General features: G+C 43.5%; 17 protein-coding genes and 2 pseudogenes. 8 read left to right on the forward strand and 11 right to left on the reverse strand.

Features of this window, described 5'->3' with window-relative positions; all coding sequences use genetic code 11:
* Positions 1–2230, reverse strand: a 2230-nt coding sequence (locus V7K48_RS18350) for an NACHT domain-containing protein (RefSeq protein WP_335074677.1), incomplete at its 3' end; no start/stop codon positions are given.
* Between the two features lie 174 nt (positions 2231–2404).
* Here V7K48_RS18350 and V7K48_RS18355 point away from each other — a divergent pair.
* The 6 genes and pseudogenes from V7K48_RS18355 to V7K48_RS18380 all read left to right on the forward strand — a co-directional run bounded on the left by V7K48_RS18355 (position 2405) and on the right by V7K48_RS18380 (position 8435).
* Complete coding sequence (locus tag V7K48_RS18355) at positions 2405–2644, forward strand: hypothetical protein (protein WP_335074678.1); 240 nt, start codon at positions 2405–2407, stop codon at positions 2642–2644.
* A 242-nt stretch (positions 2645–2886) separates the two neighbouring features.
* Positions 2887–3144 (forward strand): annotated as a pseudogene (locus V7K48_RS18360) (type II toxin-antitoxin system RelN family antitoxin).
* Entirely contained in the window at positions 3134–3517 is a 384-nt protein-coding gene (locus V7K48_RS18365) for a type II toxin-antitoxin system RelE/ParE family toxin (protein WP_335074731.1), read from the forward strand. Before V7K48_RS18360 ends, V7K48_RS18365 begins: the two are co-directional and overlap by 11 nt.
* 201 nt (positions 3518–3718) lie before the next feature.
* The gene (locus V7K48_RS18370) at positions 3719–4312 is read left to right on the forward strand and encodes a cytochrome C (RefSeq protein ID WP_335074679.1); all 594 of its coding nucleotides are present in this window, start codon (positions 3719–3721) and stop codon (positions 4310–4312) included.
* 306 nt (positions 4313–4618) lie between these two features.
* Positions 4619–7411: a preprotein translocase subunit SecA gene (secA, locus tag V7K48_RS18375; protein WP_335074680.1), complete on the forward strand. Its 2793-nt coding sequence runs from the start codon at positions 4619–4621 to the stop codon at positions 7409–7411.
* 463 nt (positions 7412–7874) lie between these two features.
* Positions 7875–8435 carry a nitrate transporter gene (locus V7K48_RS18380; protein ID WP_442949448.1) on the forward strand — a complete coding sequence of 187 codons (561 nt, stop codon included), beginning with the start codon at positions 7875–7877 and terminating at the stop codon, positions 8433–8435.
* A 3-nt stretch (positions 8436–8438) separates the two neighbouring features.
* Here the strand turns inward: V7K48_RS18380 and V7K48_RS18385 are convergent, their stop codons facing one another.
* From V7K48_RS18385 to V7K48_RS18395, 3 genes are all read right to left on the reverse strand, one after another.
* Positions 8439–9842 carry a collagen-like protein gene (locus V7K48_RS18385; protein ID WP_335074681.1) on the reverse strand — a complete coding sequence of 468 codons (1404 nt, stop codon included), beginning with the start codon at positions 9840–9842 and terminating at the stop codon, positions 8439–8441.
* A gap of 1012 nt (positions 9843–10854) precedes the next feature.
* Complete coding sequence (locus V7K48_RS18390) at positions 10855–11478, reverse strand: TenA family protein (RefSeq protein WP_335074682.1); 624 nt, start codon at positions 11476–11478, stop codon at positions 10855–10857.
* Between the two features lie 78 nt (positions 11479–11556).
* Positions 11557–12327, reverse strand: coding sequence for a pentapeptide repeat-containing protein (locus V7K48_RS18395; protein WP_335074683.1), 771 nt, complete (start codon positions 12325–12327; stop codon positions 11557–11559).
* Between the two features lie 607 nt (positions 12328–12934).
* Between V7K48_RS18395 and V7K48_RS18400 the strand changes: the two genes are divergently transcribed.
* Positions 12935–13201 carry a type II toxin-antitoxin system HicA family toxin gene (locus V7K48_RS18400; RefSeq protein WP_335074684.1) on the forward strand — a complete coding sequence of 89 codons (267 nt, stop codon included), beginning with the start codon at positions 12935–12937 and terminating at the stop codon, positions 13199–13201.
* Entirely contained in the window at positions 13188–13397 is a 210-nt protein-coding gene (locus V7K48_RS18405) for a type II toxin-antitoxin system HicB family antitoxin (RefSeq protein WP_335074685.1), read from the forward strand. The genes V7K48_RS18400 and V7K48_RS18405 overlap by 14 nt, the downstream gene beginning before the upstream one ends.
* 206 nt (positions 13398–13603) lie before the next feature.
* On the opposite strand, the gene V7K48_RS18410 is transcribed toward V7K48_RS18405, so the two are convergent.
* The 7 genes and pseudogenes from V7K48_RS18410 to V7K48_RS18440 form a co-directional block, all read right to left on the reverse strand.
* Positions 13604–13768: a hypothetical protein gene (locus V7K48_RS18410; RefSeq protein WP_335074686.1), complete on the reverse strand. Its 165-nt coding sequence runs from the start codon at positions 13766–13768 to the stop codon at positions 13604–13606.
* 32 nt (positions 13769–13800) lie between these two features.
* Positions 13801–14034, reverse strand: a complete 234-nt coding sequence (locus V7K48_RS18415) for a DUF1392 family protein (protein WP_335074687.1) — start codon at positions 14032–14034, stop codon at positions 13801–13803.
* Between the two features lie 16 nt (positions 14035–14050).
* Positions 14051–14221: pseudogene (locus V7K48_RS18420) on the reverse strand (C4-dicarboxylate ABC transporter).
* A gap of 444 nt (positions 14222–14665) precedes the next feature.
* On the reverse strand, positions 14666–14971 hold the full coding sequence (locus V7K48_RS18425) for a putative quinol monooxygenase (RefSeq protein ID WP_335074688.1): 306 nt from the start codon (positions 14969–14971) through the stop codon (positions 14666–14668).
* Between the two features lie 32 nt (positions 14972–15003).
* The gene (locus V7K48_RS18430; RefSeq protein ID WP_335074689.1) at positions 15004–16641 is read right to left on the reverse strand and encodes an FAD-dependent monooxygenase; all 1638 of its coding nucleotides are present in this window, start codon (positions 16639–16641) and stop codon (positions 15004–15006) included.
* A gap of 107 nt (positions 16642–16748) precedes the next feature.
* Positions 16749–17063 (reverse strand): hypothetical protein, encoded by a 315-nt coding sequence (locus V7K48_RS18435; RefSeq protein ID WP_335074733.1) that lies wholly within the window; start codon positions 17061–17063, stop codon positions 16749–16751.
* Between the two features lie 207 nt (positions 17064–17270).
* Positions 17271–17828 (reverse strand): hypothetical protein, encoded by a 558-nt coding sequence (locus tag V7K48_RS18440; protein ID WP_335074690.1) that lies wholly within the window; start codon positions 17826–17828, stop codon positions 17271–17273.
* Positions 17829–17854: the final 26 nt, after the last annotated feature.

The following is a 17854-nucleotide window of genomic DNA, read 5'->3' on the forward strand; positions in this document are numbered from 1 at the left end:
GATTATCTTCAGCTATTTTCCCTAAACTTGATGCCGCTTGCCTACGGGTAAATTCATCTTGAGAATCCCGAATTAACTCCACTAATGCCGCGATCACAGTGGGATTATCTTTAGCTATTTTCCCTAAACTTGATGCCGCTTGCCTACGGGTAAATTCATCTTGAGAATCCCGAATTAACTCCACTAATGCCGCGATCGCAGTGGGATTATCTTCAGCTATTTCCCCTAAAATTGATACCGCTTGCCAACGGGTTTCTTCAGATTGAAAATCACGAATTAACTCCTCTAATGCCGCGATTGCTTTTTTGCGATCCGTTTCTGCCAGTACAGCTTTAGCCTTTCCTTCTATCCCTCCGTCAAATCTCTGCCACTTCTGTTTTTCAATGTTGAAATAACCAAAGCCCCATCTGACAATTTGCTTTGCGATCGTATCTGCTAAATCACAATCTTTAAACTCGGCGATACCGGCTGCCGCTATAAAATAGGCTCGATATTCATAAAATCCTTTCCAGTCAGGAATTTGACTCTGACTGTTGCAGCCATCCTCAAATTCTACTAACGCTTTGATAAAATCTTTCTTTTGTTGCTCTTTTACATCTTCTCGCCCGAACCACAACAAAATTACCTCTTTCCACTGCGGTTCAAATATGCGATATATTCCTTGTTCTGGGTTTTCAGGAACGTGCTTTAGAAAATAGTGCCAATCGTCAACAGCTAACGCGGCGAAATATTCTTCAAAGGTGGCATGGTAGAAGGCATAAACCTTTTCTTTGCTAGAAGATTCAGCCGCAATCCCTACATGATTTAGCCAGCCCAGTTGCCAAGCTTTGTAAAACAGCGAAGTCTCATCATCTGGATAGCCTAGTTCTTCACTGATAAAACTTTCCAGTAAGCGAAATCGTGAACTACCTTCGTTGATATCCCGCAAGGCTAAACGTCCCAAAGCCTGGTTTAAGTCATGTTGGTCTTTTTTACTGGTGCAGAAACGGTTTTGTTTCCATCTGTAGAACTGCTGCACACATTGATGATACAATCCCGCTTTTGTCTCTGGTAAATTCCCCTCCTCAGTCTGCGAAATACCACACAACAACGCCAACTGCAGGGGAGTTTGCACCAAGTCACGCAACCGTAGCCGTTCGGCAGAGTCTAATTCTGTCTTTAACCGTTTTCCTTTTTCACTTAGGTTTCCAAACCAGTTATCAATAAACTGATGCACCTGTTGGGGATAGTCAAAGTCCAGTAGGCGATAGGTCTCAAAGGTTTCTAGGGCGTTGACATCCGCTTGCCAAACATTCAGCCGACAAGTTAACACTACTCGTGATGAATGTAGCCATCCATTCAACTGACGGGAAATTTCCTCTAATGGCTGGTGAGACGCTTCAGACATTTCATCTACGCCATCTAATAGCAGCCACACTCGTCTCTGCTGAATTTGGTTTGTAAAGTCTTCCCGCACTTCCTGAGTTAATTGTGTTGCAGGAATTGCTTGCTCAAGCCAACTATTACATATATATGTTTGAATATCTGTCAAAATACCATTTCGCCCTAAGTCTGCCAGAGAAATCCAGACTGGTAAACCTAAGTTTTTCTCTAACACCCAAAAAGCTATAGTTTGCAGGAGTGTTGTTTTTCCTGCACCCGGTTCTCCAATCACAGCTATTTGCTGACCTTTGGTTTTACCTTCGCCATGTTCTATAATTTGACTTAAGAAAGCTTCATGCTCAAATCGCTGCTGCGTTTCATACTGCGGTTCATAAAGCCGTGTTCCCGCATCTGGAGAAAAATTACCCTTGTCGCGTTTATCTGTTTTTGTGCGTTGTACCAGTGCCAGAGGAACATAAATTTGTTCTTTATCTTTTCTGGCAGATTCATCTTGCATGATGAAATTGCTGGTTGTCCGCCGCTGCGGTTCCAGCATCGTCTTACAGACTTCGCGCCAATCAATGGGAGAAGCTGCGGTTTCATGTGGCGGAGTCGTTGGTTTTGCATCAATTAAGTCTGTTAGTTCTAAATCTAAGGCTGTGGCGATGAGACTAGCGTTTTCCCAATCAATTTCTTGTTCACTGAAAAAACGCTTAACCGTCTTCTCACTCACATTGGCATATCCCGCAATTTCCAAATAAGTTAAACGCTTGCCTTCATGGTTACGTTTTGTAGCCTTCGCATTTAAAAGTTTCTCTTTTCCCTCTTCATTGACTTGAACACTATTGCGGTTCCGTATTTCCCTCATAGTTAATATATTTTTGCAGATGAGGATATTTCTAGTTTATAGAGATTGCTTGATTTTTTGAGGGTCAGAAAAGGTCAATTAATCTCTGTCCCTGTCTTGTCCCTAAATGTCCAGCGCCTCACTTATCACTCAACGTAACTTTGTCTTATAAGCACGTGAAACGGAGTTACGACAATGACAATAGTAAATCAAAAGCTACAGAACCCCACCCTGCAACTAAAAAAAGGAGTAGAAAAACTTGATGTAAAGCCGCAAAAAGCTATCCAAGTGGTTGATGCTGGTCATGCACCATACCAAGTTGATATTACACCTGTATTGCTGCAACAACCTTCTAGCCCATTTGCGATCGCACTCAGCATCTCTATCGTCATTGGTGCGATCGTTGGACTGATTAAAACCCTAAAATCTAGCTAATCCCCACATTTAGCCCAGAAGTTAATTTCTGGGCTAATAGACCTATACGCAAATTATAAATGCTTACCAGGATAGAGTTACACGGATTCATACGCAAAGAGCGATTGCTCTGTACATCTCCATCGTCATTGGTGCTGCATCTACGCCAGTCGTAGACATCGCTGGACTGGTTAAAATTAAATTTCCGTATCCTGCTTGGATTTCAGATGTTAGGATCTCTTACAACATAAGATGAACAACAGATGAAAGCGATCGAAGTTACTGGCAGGATTGATCCTCAGGGAAATCTGGTTCTAGATGAGCCAATTCAGGAAATGACTTATCCTCATTAGGTTCGCGTGATTGTGTTGGTTCCAGAGCAAGCAGAAGTAGAAGAGGATGACCCGGATGATACACCTGTTGAGGAGATTAAAGCCAGCTTGAGGAGAGCCTTACTGCAAGCAAAAATGGGTCAGACTAGACCAATTAGTGAGCTATGGAACAGGATTGATCCAGAGTGATGATGCGCTTTCAATTCGATTCTCCGATGAGTTTGAACAAGAACTTTACAGACTTTCAAAGGGATTTCGCAATATTCGCTCTGATGTTGAATCGATTATCGAGCAATTACAACAAAGAAATATTGTCGGCGATGCCTACGGCGGGCTACACCTACGCATTGGGGGCATTGGTGAGGATTATATTATTTACAAGGTGAGAGTTCGCAACAGTAGTATCCAAAAAGGTAAGAGTGCTGGATACCGATTGATTTATCAAGTCGAGTCACCTAAAAATATTTTGTTACTAACGATTTATTCCAAGTCTGACCGAGAAGATATTAGTACAAACGAAATCTTAAATATTGTGGCTGATTTTTTTAGTCAGTCAGGTTAAAACTATCAAGGGATGTCTCTTGCACAGTCAGTGGTGCGCCACTGTGTATTAATGTAAGAGATGCATAGACGCAGAACCGCTTGCCAATAGGCATCGCCACATCACCGAAAATACTTACGCAAAATCACCAAACACTGGCAAGACTGCGTAAGTCCTATGATTAGCACAAGCGCCACTTCTAAATTTCTGGGAATGTGAGGAATGTCAATTTTTGTTAAGCGCAAAACCCGCGATGGCGAAAAGCGATCGCCTTACAGCGATCGCCAAGCGCTACAGCAAAGCGCAAAACGCCAATTCAAACGCCAATTTTTCGGTTTACTTCTGGTGATTGTAACATGGAGCCTAGCTATGGGCTGGCTTCTAGCCTTAGCAACTAACGCCCAAAGTGCTACTCCTACTGCTGAAATTGGCACTGTTGATGTAGTGCCTGCACAGTACCAACTGGGGCAAGAACTGTATTTAGAAAACTGCTCCACATGCCACATCGGCTTACCACCAGCCGTTTTGCCCACCCAAACTTGGAAAAATCTCCTGCAAGACTCGCAGCATTACGGCGCACAACTAAAGCCTTTAGTCGATCCGCCGCGTATTTTAGTGTGGAAATATCTTTTGACTTTCTCCCGTGTCCAGTTAGACGACGAAGAAACACCCTATCGCATCAACGACTCGCGTTATTTCAAAGCTTTGCATCCAGGAGTTAAGTTACCACGTCCCGTCCAGATTGGCAGCTGTGTCAGCTGTCATCCCAGTGCTAGTGATTACAATTTCCGCCGCCTGACAGCAGAATGGAAGTGAGGAATTAAAAGTGAGGAGTTAAAAGTTGAAAAATTCATAACTCATAACTCATAACTCCTGACTCTATTCCCCCACTCCCTCTCTGGCCCCATCTAGGGGCAAAATGATACTATGAAGAAAGACTAAATATAAGATAAAAGTTAAAACCAATCATTTAGTAACTGATTGGCTAATTTTTTTCCTGTTTTTGAGTTAATTCTCATTTCACACCCATCCACGACCAAGCCGGTTGGGTTGGGTTAAATGTTTATAATCAATACCGAACCTTTAATCCCCATCCCCCTTGATTGAGTTCTATAATCTGCCATGCTAAAACTTTTGTTGGGCGACCCCAACGCTCGTAAGCTTAAAAAATACCAACCTTCTGTTACTGAAATTAACCTTTTAGAGGAAGAAATTAAGGTTTTTTCCGATGAGGAGTTAAAAAGTAAAACCGCTGAATTTAAACAACGGCTTGCCAAAGGCGAAACTCTGGATGACATCTTGCCAGAAGCTTACGCTGTTGTCCGGGAAGCAGCACGGCGAGTCTTAGGCTTGCGGCACTTTGATGTCCAACTCCTTGGCGGGATCATTTTGCACATAGGGCAAATTGCCGAAATGAAAACCGGCGAGGGTAAAACACTGGTAGCCACCTTGCCGAGTTATTTGAATGCCCTCACTGGTAAAGGTGTACACGTGATCACCGTGAACGATTACCTGGCTCGTCGGGATGCGGAATGGATGGGACAGGTGCATCGATTTTTGGGGCTGAGTGTGGGATTAATCCAGGCAAGCATGACTCCCAGCGAACGCCAGAAAAATTATGACTGCGATATTACCTATGTTACCAACAGCGAGGTTGGGTTTGACTACTTGCGGGATAACATGGCGACATCAATGGCAGATGTGGTGCAACGCCCGTTCAATTATTGCGTGATTGACGAGGTAGACTCGATTTTAATTGATGAGGCGCGGACACCACTGATTATTTCTGGGCAGGTGGAAAGACCTACAGAAAAGTATCTGCAAGCTGCTGAAATTGCATTCACACTCAAGAAAGACGAGCATTACGATGTGGATGAAAAAGCTCGTAACGTGCTATTGACAGATGAAGGCTTTGCTGAAGCTGAAAATCTTTTGGGAGTCACAGATTTATTTGACCCAGAAGATCCTTGGGCGCACTTTGTTTTCAATGCGATTAAAGCCAAAGAACTTTTTCTCAAGGACGTAAATTACATCGTCCGCAATGGGGAAGTGGTAATTGTGGATGAATTTACCGGTCGGGTGCTACCCGGACGGCGTTGGAGTGATGGACTACACCAGGCTATTGAAGCCAAAGAACACGAAGAAATTCAGCCAGAAACTCAAACTTTAGCGACAATTACTTATCAAAATATGTTTTTGCTGTATCCAAAACTCGGTGGAATGACCGGAACGGCAAAAACGGAAGAACCAGAATTTGAAAAAATTTACAAACTGGAAGTCGCGGTAATTCCCACCAATCAAGCTAGAAGACGCGAAGATTTGTCTGATATGGTCTTTAAGACAGAACCAGGCAAGTGGGGTGCGATCGCAAAAGAATGTGCCGAAATGCACGAACTCGGCAGACCTGTGTTAGTAGGAACCACTAGTGTGGAAAAATCCGAACTTCTCAGCCGACTGCTGAAGCAGCTAGAGATACCCCACGAATTACTCAACGCCCGACCGGAAAACGTTGAGCGTGAGGCAGAAATCGTCGCCCAAGCCGGACGCAAAGGTGCTGTTACTATTGCTACTAACATGGCTGGTAGAGGTACAGATATCATCCTCGGTGGTAACTCCGAATATATGGCGCGTCTGAAGCTGCGGGAATACTTCATGCCCCGGATCGTCATGCCAGAAGATGAAGACACCTTTAGCGTTCAAAGACCAGCCGGCTTGCCTACAGGACACGGCGGTGGTCAAGGCTTCGTCCCTGGCAAAAAAGTCAAAACTTGGCGGGCTTCGCCAGAAATTTTCCCCACCCAATTGACAAAAGAAACAGAAAAACTGCTTAAAGAAGCAGTAGAAATTGCAGTGCGTGAGTATGGCGATCGCAGTTTACCGGAACTGGAAGCCGAAGACAAGGTAGCTGTAGCCGCAGAAAAAGCTCCTATTGACGATCCCGTGATTCTGAAATTGCGGTCAGCATACAACCGGATTAAACAAGAATACGAACAATTTACTACCCGCGAACACAATGAGGTAGTGGAAATCGGCGGTTTGCACGTAATTGGTACAGAACGCCACGAATCGCGCCGGATTGACAACCAGTTGCGCGGACGTGCAGGAAGACAAGGTGACCCTGGAACAACGAGATTCTTCCTAAGTTTAGAGGATAACCTACTACGGATTTTTGGTGGCGATCGCGTTGCTGGGTTAATGAATGCTTTCCAAGTGGAAGAAGATATGCCCATCGAATCTGGGATGCTTACCCGCAGCTTGGAAGGCGCACAGAAAAAAGTTGAAACCTACTACTACGACATCCGTAAGCAGGTGTTTGAATATGATGAGGTGATGAATAATCAACGTCGTGCTATTTATGCCGAACGCCGCCGGGTGTTAGAAGGTCAAGACTTGAAAGAACAGGTAATCAAGTACGCTGAAAAAACGATGGATGACATCGTTGACTACTACATCAACATAGAGTTGCCCTCGGAAGAGTGGGAGTTAGAAAAGTTGGTTGAGAAAGTCAAAGAATTCGTCTATCTGTTAGCGGATTTGCAACCTAGTCAATTAGAAGATATGTCGGTTACTGAGATTAAAGCCTTCCTCCATGAACAGGTGCGAATTGCTTACGATCTCAAAGAAGCGCAGATTGATCAAGTTCAACCCGGACTTATGCGCCAAGCTGAACGCTTTTTTATATTACAACGCATTGATACCCTGTGGCGGGAACACCTGCAACAAATGGATGCCTTGCGCGAATCGGTGGGGCTGCGTGGTTATGGTCAAAAAGATCCGCTGATTGAGTACAAGAGTGAGGGTTACGAACTCTTCTTGGATATGATGGTTAACATTCGCCGAGATGTAGTGTACTCGTTATTCATGTTCCAGCCGCAGCCGCAACAGATGGTGCAAGCATCATCAGAGATGGTTTGATATTCAGGTAGAAAATAATCTCACGTAGAGACGCAAAGACGCATAGTTGTTTTTGCGTCTTTGTTTTATTGAAGAAATATCAATAGGACTTACGCAAAAACTCTCTGAAACTCTTATTTCTACCCTGCGGGAAGCCATTTAGTATTAAAACTTCTAAATATTTATACTTAAATACAATTATCAATTAAGGAAATTCTGGAAATTGTATTTAATTTACTAATCAGAATTTATTTTTCTGATAAAGTTTAGTAAAGCCAAGTTTTACATCTTCTTTGTACTACTACTATCACATCGTAAAAACACCTAATTTTTTTGAGTAACCGCCAAGGAGGAGAGAATCTAGGAAATCTTGTAGTGATCAAAGAGGAAGTGCCATTAAAATCACTTTTCTATTTGCTATTTTGTATTGTTGCCACAGTATTTCCCAGATATTCTCAATGAGAACTGAGGCATAGAGAATAATATGTTTTTAGACATTTTAGCTAGCCTGCAACGGTTATTTGTGGGTTACATCCCAGCTGCTGTCTTGGGTAGTTTCATTGGATATTTAATAGGCATGAATAGCATGATTTATCAGCTATTTAGGCTGATATTTCAGATACCACATAGTATCCCTCCTATAGCTTTGCTACCTATTGCCCTAATAGTGTTTCAAGAGAGCGATTCGGCTGCTATTATAGTAGTTTTTCTGGGAACTCTCTGGACGATGATCATTAATACAGCAATAGGTATGCGGCATTTTCAGAGACAGAATAATAACTTTCGAGTAGCTATATTTCATATATTTCATGCCCTGAAAGTTAGCATTTGGGTAGCCTGGTTTATAGTTATTGCTATAGAAATGTTAACAGGCCCAAAAGGACTTGGCTTTACCCTCTGGGAAGCTTATAAAGCTGGCAATGCCGATTACATAATCCAGTTAATTTTATACATCGGTATCATTGGCTTTTTGCTGGATCAGTTACTAGATTTCGCAGCCTATATCCTCTCACAAATGGTTTCAGATGGGAAAAAATCTTCCTAAATTTTATCTGGGCATGCGGATTGCACCCTGCCAGCTAATAGTTTGCTTTGCAGAACGTATTCCCAAAGAACGAGTTGCTACGACTTCAATATCAACGTTGACACCAGGGCGTAAAGCTTTGTCAGGAATTTTGAGCTTGCCCAAAGCTAAAGTAAAACGGTTGTAGTCACGAGTTACAAGTTCGTTGGGAATATCCCCTTCATATTCAGTTTTGTAGCTAGAAAAACCTTGCAAGCTATCCTGTGCACGGAATTTCACGCGAAACTGAGTATTAATAGCATCAGACTTTGCTGCCAAATCGACTATTTTTAAGTTGAGGTTTTGTCCTGCATTGGCAAACTCTGCCACAGCTAACCGAGTGACATCCTTTTTGGGAATGGCATAGTTAACAGTAAATGTTGTTAAGTTAGGCTCACTTTTAGTGTTACCATCAACCCATAATTCCTCAGGAAAAGTAATTTCTACTTGTTTGTTATCAGTTAAATTTAATGTTACAGCTTGATTGCCAAAGCTGGTGATGGGTTGTCTTTCTTGCCAAACTATTTGAAAAGCCGCTTCTAGACGCTGTTCAAACTCAGAGTAATCATCGGCGATCGCAGAACCAGGCGCAAGTAGAGAAGTTGCCCCTTTGCGAAGATTCCACTTATTTTTCGAGAGGTTGAACTGTTTGTTTGTCAGTTGCGAAATTGCTAGCTTTACAGTTGGAGTATCACCTGCCAAAGGTTCCTTGCTATTTATAATACTCAAAGTTCCTAAGTGCCCTTGGCTACCATCGCTACCATCGCTGCCATTTCGCCCATTGCTACCATCGGTACATCGATAAACCTTGTCAGTACACTTATAATCAGGACTACCAGGAGTTCCCTTACACGTTTCCACTTCCCAACTCCGTCTTTGACAGTTACAACCCTCCGTACCGTTGCCACCTCGACCGCCGCGTCCGCCTTCGCCAGCAGTTGCCCGGACGCCAATGTTCCGTAAATCTGCCAAATTGCTGTAATACACTATCACGGAACCACCATTTCCCCCATCTCCTCCTTTCCCACCATTACCACCATTACCACCATTTGGTGCATTTATGTCGTGGCTGACGCGACCGCGTTGGGAACCACAGTCAGGTTGATCACCATGTTCCCCATCTTCCCCGTCTTCACCATCTTTACCGGACAAGTCAAGATTAACGGGTGAACTATTGACAAAAATATTTTGGTTTTCACCACTGCGACCATCTCTACCCGATCGCCCATCAGTTCCTGCACGTCCATCTTTGCCATAATTTCTGGCTACTTTATAGTATTCGTCAGAGGCAACGGCTGGACATAAAACTGAACCAGAGGCAGGCAAAAAGGCAGTAAATAAGCAGAATGTCAGCAGTAGTGGCAGCTTACTCCTAAAACCATTGTGCATCTAGTTACACCTAAAACTTTAGTTGAATTAACTACTTCTGACGCTGACTTTCAACAATTTGCTCCCTTTTGTCCAGTGGTGTGCCAAAATTGTCGCTCATTTGGAGGCTATTTCATTTGACTGCGTTGGTGTTTGCATAGGGTCTCGTAGAGAAGGCATCATTTTGGTGATTTAAACCAGGAGTAAAAAGTAAAAAAGCAAAAGATAAATTCTCTAGTAGACCTCTTGCAAAAGTCCCTAACACCCCACCCTCAACCCCTCCCCGCAAGCGGGGAGGGGAGACAAAGCGTAGCTTTGGCGGGGTGGGGTTCTTATTGCAGTGAAGATATGGGCTATATATTTTTATTTAATCCTCAAATAATTGTCATAGATAATGAGTGGGAAGCTTGGTATTGCAGTTTTTCAAGTTCATTTAGTATATATAGGTATCGTTCTTTTGGTGAAATGATGGAGGAAATATTAAACGATCCAGAATTTCTTGGATAGATTGGAATATTCAATAAATTTGAATATCTGGTTGTCATAAAATGGTAAATACTCAAAATGCTAGATATTATGATATTCAATAGCCTAAAATATTCTAGTAAAAACTTAGTTAGTTATTAAAATCGATTTTCTGTCATTTTTTCCAATAAACCAGTCAAAAAATTTCGATTATTATCATCTTAGCAGGTAGAACGTATTTCTGTAAGAGCAGCAATTGCAGAGGAATTACCGACTCCAATATATCATAACGTCTTAACGGTGTCCCAATAATCAATGTTTTTAATTTTTGGCAGTAATTTAATTAATGTAGTAATAGCATTCTTATTACTAATAGCAATCTTTTCTAAGCTGTAAACGTAACTAAAATTTCTAGCTTCCAAGTGGAAAATAAAGCCTCGAAAGGCTTTCAGCTATTGGGTTCGCCCAAAGTGATAAAAGCGTCTGAGGAAAGCGATTGCATTCCCAATGGATGTAAAGAAACATTTCTGTTTCTTAGAAGAGGGATAGTTATTTCCCTCTAGTGCCCCTACTCCAAAATCCACGCAGCCTGAAAAAAGTCGCGCTCACAAAACATAGCATAACGGTAGGTTGAATGCACAATAGGATTGGTAGTAGCATAATTGTCTACCAGACTTTCTAATTGTTGTGTTATTAGTTGAAAGTCTGCGCTGCTGTAAGTACGAATCCAGTCTGCATATTGATGATTAGGAATGCCGTTATGAGCTAACTGTTCTCCCAAAAAGGCATACAAACGCATACACGGAGACATCGCCGCAGCAATTAAACCCACATCTTTACCCCAAGCAGTTGCTAACAAAAAGTCAGTATAGCGGCGGGTAGTGGCTCCTGGTTCCACAGAATCCAAATTGATTCCCCACTGGGAAGCATAGCCACTATGCAGCCGCAGTTCTTCTAAAGCTTCACTAGCTAAGTTATGAAATGTGGTGAAACCTAACGAGTCTGGTGCTTTAGCTGCGGCGATACTATAGGCACGGGCAAAAGCTTCTAGGAAAAAAGCATCTTGCCCTACGTAGTAAGCAAATTTCGCCTGCTCAAGAGTACCATCACCAATGCCTTGAACGAAAGGATGCTTTAGGCAAGCTTGGGCTAAATCTTGATTTGCTGCCCATAATTCGTTAGATAAAGTCATTTGTCATTTGTTATTTGTCATTTGTCATTTGTTATTATCCCTCTATTCTTTCAACTCTCCCTCTCAAAAAGAAAGCACTCAAAAAGGTAAGAATTGGAGCAAGACTGAGCCAAGACTTCCTAAAAAGTCAACGAAACTGGGTCTACCAGCGCTTACCTTATCATTGACGGGTGTTTGCAGCTCTTTAATAAAAGCTTGGGCTGTTAACGTTCCAGGGCTGTTGTTTTGAGATGTAAACAATTTTTCAGCAACTTGGGCATCTTGGAATGCACCTTGTCTATCTAGTATTTGGTAACGGGCGACACCACGAGCTAAAAAAGCACCTGCATATTCTGGTTTAATAGCGATCGCTTGATTAAAATAACTGATTGCTTGCTGTTGGTTACCTTTTTGCGCTTCTGCTACACCCCAAGCATAAAATTCTTCTGGTGAAGCAATTTGTGATGGTATACCAACTGCACCCTGAAAGTTAGCGCCATTCAGGTAAGCACCCGTCAGTTCTGCATTTGCTAGATAAGTATTTCTGAAATCAGCACCCGTCAAATTTGCCCCACGAAATTTAGCTTCGCTCAGGTTAACACCAAATAAACTAGCGCCACTCAAGTTTGCACCCCGCAAATCTGCGCCGCTCAAGTTTGCACGGCTGAGGTTAGCACCTGTGAGATTAGCACCGCTCAAATTGGCTCCAGATAAGTCAGCCATTACTAAACCTGCACTGCTTAAATCGCAGTTTTGACATTGTTTGGTTGCCAATAACTGTTTAACATGTTCAGAATTTGCAGCTTCTACGGTTGTTGTCAAACTAATCGTGGTTAAAAAGGCAGCTATGGCTAGAATTTGGTTCTTCATATTCGTGTAATATTTCTTACTCAATATTCAACATTAACTGAGATTGATTTATACCTCAGCCTATGATATGAGCAATCTCAAAAATCTGCCCTCTGTAGTTGTCTATATCACTATATAAATTTGAGTAAACATAATGACCCTGTATTTCTTGCTTCTGGTAAGGAATGCAGGGATGATCGGTAAGACCATTTATGAATTCGCCACAGCAAGGATAATTTGGTTTCCCTTTCCCCGAATTTCTAATCACTGGCGGAAACTGGATTCAACAAGCGTCCCCAGTTCCCTTTTCCGGTAACAATGGTAAATGAGCATCATTCGTCAAGAAAAATAATACACCTCCACGATAGTCAAAACTGATGTCACAACACTAAACTCACTGCAAAACATTGTTTCAAAGAAAGCATCTGTAACATCTAAATAAAGAGGATTTTCTGTAATCAAGTAAAACTGTAGAGTAGTATCCAAGTCTACAATTTGCCCTGATCACTAGACTAGGCATTGTCATCTGGAATGCTCTGACTCAGGAGCAAAATGATAGATTTGCTCTTATATGCCCTGATTTTAAATAAATATGAGACTATAGAAACATTAAGACAGTCAGGAAAACGTGAGTCAGCAAGACAACCTCTTAGAAAAAATTCTCTCTGGGACTTCTGATACAGACATCCCTTTCGCTCAACTGTGGCAACTTTTATATAGACTAGGCTTTGATGAACGGATTCGTGGCGATCATCGGATTTTTATCAAAGCCGATGTTGAGGAAATATTGAACCTGCAACATAAGAGAGGAAAAGCCAAAAGCTATCAAATTCAAAAAATCCGTGCAGTGATTCTCAAGTATAAGCTAGGAAGTAAAAAAGATGTTCCGCTATGAAATTATTCTCTACTGGAGTGAATTAGATCAAGCCTTTATTGCTGAAGTACCAGAGTTAGCAGGCTGTGCTGCTGATGGCGATACTTATCAAGAAGCCCTGCATAATATAGAATCAGTTATGCAGGAATGGATAGAAACAGCTAAGGATTTAGGGCGCCCCGTTCCTGAACCTAGACCGCGTTTGATGTACATTTAATTGATACACAAACCAAGTCAAACTGATTTTTTAGCATGATCATAAATATTTGAACTTTGGCCAAAAAAGAGTCAAAAAAATCTGCGGTAATCCTATCCCTTCAAGGGGTGTCTGGGATAGCCGCTCACCGATTTAGTTATTGATCATTGGTCATTGGTGCTAATGACCAATGATCAATGATCAATAACTAATGACTTGAAATCAGGCTAACTGTTCAACTGTTGCCCAACCTTGCCCATTCCAAAAGCGAACACAAGAGCCTTTGCTTTGTTTAGAACATCACTGGAACGGGCATCATCAAGGTTAGAAAGTGTAGAAGTTCTCAATGAGGGAGACTCGATTAAAACATTTTGATTCAAAGTTAAACTCATATTGATTTGACTCCTAACTAAATCTCGAAAATTTAGACATTCACGCGCACTAAACTTTTCTTACCAATCAACGAGAAACGATTAAATATGGTCGGTGTTTTAATTAATGCCAGAGATACCAATTCGACAAGGTAAAACCAAAACTTATCTACAAGTACAACCTCCAGAATTAGTCGTTGTTTTGTACCATCCCCGTAAGCACATAACATTACTCTTTGCCCCAAAACGTAAGCAGATTTTGCACAGTGAGGGTTTTTAACCCACATTCCACACCCCTAAGTGTCACAAAAGGAAATTACGGAGAGAAAGAAGCCAAGTGAGAATAAAAACAAACACATTCAGTGAAAAAAGACATTTAAGTAGCTATGAATCACCAAAAATAGCATCAAAACTGATTTTCAATAAGGAGCAATAAGAACTGATGGAGTGGGAGAGAGTCTGAGATAAATAAATGAAGAATTAGAATGGCTTAACGGTATAAATCACCTATTTAATACAGGGCTTACGCAAAAATTGCTAACTTCGCTTAATTTATCGAACCGCCAACTCTTGGAGATACTACGTGTAGCTTGCTTAAGAGTAGGGGTACGCGCAGCGTTTTGCAGAGAAGATGCCAACTCTTGGAGAGGCTTGTCTGCGACACGCTCCGCGAACGCCAACGCGCAGCATCTGGTAGAGAAGAGCGCCGATAATTCGTAGAATGTGTGTAAGTCCTAAATATCATTTTCAGCGATCGCTCACTTACCAACTACTTTTGACCACACCCTTGCTGAGCAGAGCAGCAACAATCTTAGTCCCCAGCATCTCAGGAGAACCAGCAACTAGAACAGTCAATTTTGTCGTCATGATTTTCCTTGTTAGTTTGATTGAGCGTAGCACTCCGAATCTCGGTGCGGTTTACGTGTTCGATATCTTTGCCCCGATGATTGTCGTTTGAATAATCTCTGGTGCCTGAGTAAACAGTTCATCTACCCTTGCGAGTAGTGCCTTCGCAACAGGTCCGTTCACATGGGCATCACGAGCTGCTTCGTCGGCGAAGGTATCGAAGGTGCTGTATGTATTCGGTCCGACTTTCAAGGCGTAAAAGGTGGTCGTCCCCAGCTCCTGCTCAATCAGGGATTGTGCATATTTCAGGAACTCTTCCAATTTCTGTTCCTTGCCCGGTTTAACTTCCATGCGTGACCAGATGGCAAACCTATCCATTTCATTCTCCTTACAGATTTATATTGATTCAATCAATTTGCAGTTGGTGGGAACCATCGACCGAGCCATTCTATCAGTGCAGGTATTGCATTCTGATTGCCAACAAAGCCGAGATATGAGTCTGGTCTCACGAGGAAAAGGCTCTGACTACTGCCAAAGGCGCTATCAAATTGCATCTTTGCTTCCGGTTGGGTAGAGGCAGGCGCGATCCGTTGCAGTTTCAGAAACCCATGCCAAGGTCCGAGCTGCTCTTTCCAGGTAGCAGGGAGGTCGGTTGTACTTTCACCCCCTGCTACCAGCAGAGTAAAGCACGATGGATCGAGGATTTCATAAAGGTGCATTTTGCGAGGCTGGATATCACTCAATGAATCCAGATTCCACGTCAGTATATCCATGTCTGGCATCCGATCGCCTGCCTGGAGGTTGCCATGAATATGATCGGTTTGGGAAAGTGAGCTTTCCCGATAATTCGCAGCGACCTCGCTGAGCATTCCAGTGCTCAACTGCTGCACTAAATGAGTGTTGAGGAAAACTGGTGTGAGAAGCGTGATCAGCTGATGCACAATCATGCTGTTAGAGTTGAGCGCATCTGTGGCGGCTTCTGTCCTCGACACAATATTACGGATGATCGGCAGTCTCTCTTCCTCGTAAGTGTTCAGCAGCTCTGGAGCCGCTTTACCGTGCCAAACCATAGCTAGCTTCCAACTCAGGTCGATCATGTCCTGAATGCCTGTGTTCATCCCTTGTCCACCTGCCGGGCTATGAATGTGAGCCGCATCACCGCCAAAGAAGATGCGGCGCTCCCGTAGGGTGTGCAACATCCGGCTGTTGATCCGAAACTGAGAACTCCAGGTCAGATCTCGCAGTCGCGCAGGAATGTGCGAGTTCTCGTCATAGAGTTTTTGCAGCTTTTCCAATGTCGGCTCGTCGTTCGCGTGCTGATTTGGATCGGTAGCCATAAACCGGAAGTGGCGATCGCCCATTGGAAAAACAGCCATGAAGCCATGTGCAGAGGTGAATATCGAGAGTTCATCGTCGGGAAGATCGCCGTCGAGATATAGGTCTGCTAGGGCATAATTCTGGTCGATGGATTTACCCTGAAATTGCAAATTCAGGGTATGGCGAACCAGGCTGTGTGAACCTTCAGCGCTAATTAGATAAGCCGCTTCCATTTCTTCAAGTTCCCCTTCGCGGTTGCGAAGTACAGCCTTCACACTACCTTGTCCAGGCTGAGCGGACGACTCTGATTGAGCAAACGCGATCATTTCTGTACCGCGCTCGATCTCAACATCCTGGCGAACCAGTTGCTCCCGCAGAATGCGTTCTGTTTCCGACTGAGGGATGAGGATGATGAAGTTGTAACGGCTCTTGATCTGTTCAAGATGTACTTTACCCAAGCACTTGCCATCTCCATAGATGGTAGCTGTAGTGCCTTTGTTGCCAATTCGCAGCATCTCTTGGATCAGCCCGCGCTGCTCGAAGAGTTCCAATGTGCGTGTCTGCACAGCAAGAGCGCGAGATGTAGTGGAAGGTGACAGCAGCTTATCCACAATGCGGACAGGAACGCCGAGGCGAGAGAGTTCCATCACTGCTGTCATTCCCGTTGGTCCGGCGCCGACAATCAGCACTGGACGAGGACTGCTTGTTGTCCGTTTGTCTTGCTCGTTCATAAAGAGTTCTGTTGTTGATAGCTAGTACTGCAAATGAGCGATGTCTACGACGGGCTACGCCTACGCTTTTTGAAGCCAAGCTTCGGCTGATTCGGTGTTAGCGCGACTTAGCTTTCGTAACCTTGCAAGAAGTTGGTTTTCGCCGCAGGATACTTTTGAATGATTTGCTCCATGACTCGATTAGGTTGTTCTTTAGTAGGAGAAGGCATCGAAGCGGGAGGTAATGTGCGTGCCTTTGCAGGTTCAGTCGTCTCTATAATCATGTACTCAAACCCTGCGGGCACATAGGTGTTGATTAGTCGTACTATTTCCGAATCGACTTGAAACGCATGTTTTGTGCCCCGTGGAATGGACACGAATGATCCAGCAGTTGCTTGGATCGGTTGGTCTTCTACAAAAAAGGTGGCTTCACCTTCGATAATTTAAAAGGTTTCATCTGCCGCCTCATGAATGTGCGGCGGTGCTGCCAGACCGTGCGGATCAGCTCTTCGATACAGGAATAGGCTCCATTAATATCTTCGGCAGTTGCCAGCATAATCCAGAGAATGCCCATCCCCCAATAGGCGCGACCTTCAGCATTGTTGACTTCAAAAGCTTGTGGCTTGTTTTATGAGTTCATAAGTGCAGTGTTAAAGTGTGTCAAAGATGATCCAATCTTGAACACCTTGGGTCTTCAGAACTGTTTCTGCCTGGTGAATTTCATCGTTCGTTCCCTTAATCACGATGAGATACTCTCCTTGCGCTAACCGCTCCCGGTAGCGCTTTATTTGTTTGTCTGAGATGTTTGTGCCGATCGCTCCTCCAAGGATTGCACCTGCCACAGCTCCATAAAAGGTTCCGGTCGCAAGTCCCACAGAAGCGGCTTCTGCGGCTAAGACAATCGAGCCAACTCCTGGAACTGCCAAGGTTACGAGTTCAGCTCCTAAAATGCCGACAACACCGCCCCAGCCCCCAGCATCTAAAGCACCATGCTCAATTCGCTCGATCGTGCGGTGACGAGCAAATTGGGCTTCAGACTGTACCGTTGGCTCCGATGGGTTCAGTGTCGCCTCGTTTGAGTCACCGTGCTGGGCAACGACACAGACGTTGTGCATGGGAAAACTAGCGGCTTTGAGTTGACTCAGGGCTGTCTCAAGGTGTTGGCGATCGGGAAATGTCCCGGCTGCATTTTTGTGTTCTACTGCCATCTTGAATCTCCTGGCTGAAGGTTGAC

The sequence above is a fragment of the Nostoc sp. genome (genome assembly GCF_036919615.1).
In the GTDB taxonomy this organism is placed as follows: domain Bacteria; phylum Cyanobacteriota; class Cyanobacteriia; order Cyanobacteriales; family Nostocaceae; genus Nostoc.

Coding starts and splice junctions, on each gene's coding strand:
- V7K48_RS18355 (WP_335074678.1), top strand. CDS start 2,405: ATGACAATAGTAAATCAAAAGCTACAGAACCCCACCCTGCAACTAAAA.
- V7K48_RS18370 (WP_335074679.1), top strand. CDS start 3,719: ATGTCAATTTTTGTTAAGCGCAAAACCCGCGATGGCGAAAAGCGATCG.
- secA (WP_335074680.1), top strand. CDS start 4,619: ATGCTAAAACTTTTGTTGGGCGACCCCAACGCTCGTAAGCTTAAAAAA.
- V7K48_RS18380 (WP_442949448.1), top strand. CDS start 7,875: ATGTTTTTAGACATTTTAGCTAGCCTGCAACGGTTATTTGTGGGTTAC.
- V7K48_RS18385 (WP_335074681.1), bottom strand. CDS start 9,842: ATGCACAATGGTTTTAGGAGTAAGCTGCCACTACTGCTGACATTCTGC.
- V7K48_RS18390 (WP_335074682.1), bottom strand. CDS start 11,478: ATGACTTTATCTAACGAATTATGGGCAGCAAATCAAGATTTAGCCCAA.
- V7K48_RS18395 (WP_335074683.1), bottom strand. CDS start 12,327: ATGAAGAACCAAATTCTAGCCATAGCTGCCTTTTTAACCACGATTAGT.
- V7K48_RS18405 (WP_335074685.1), top strand. CDS start 13,188: ATGTTCCGCTATGAAATTATTCTCTACTGGAGTGAATTAGATCAAGCC.
- V7K48_RS18410 (WP_335074686.1), bottom strand. CDS start 13,768: ATGAGTTTAACTTTGAATCAAAATGTTTTAATCGAGTCTCCCTCATTG.
- V7K48_RS18415 (WP_335074687.1), bottom strand. CDS start 14,034: ATGTGGGTTAAAAACCCTCACTGTGCAAAATCTGCTTACGTTTTGGGG.
- V7K48_RS18425 (WP_335074688.1), bottom strand. CDS start 14,971: ATGGATAGGTTTGCCATCTGGTCACGCATGGAAGTTAAACCGGGCAAG.
- V7K48_RS18430 (WP_335074689.1), bottom strand. CDS start 16,641: ATGAACGAGCAAGACAAACGGACAACAAGCAGTCCTCGTCCAGTGCTG.
- V7K48_RS18440 (WP_335074690.1), bottom strand. CDS start 17,828: ATGGCAGTAGAACACAAAAATGCAGCCGGGACATTTCCCGATCGCCAA.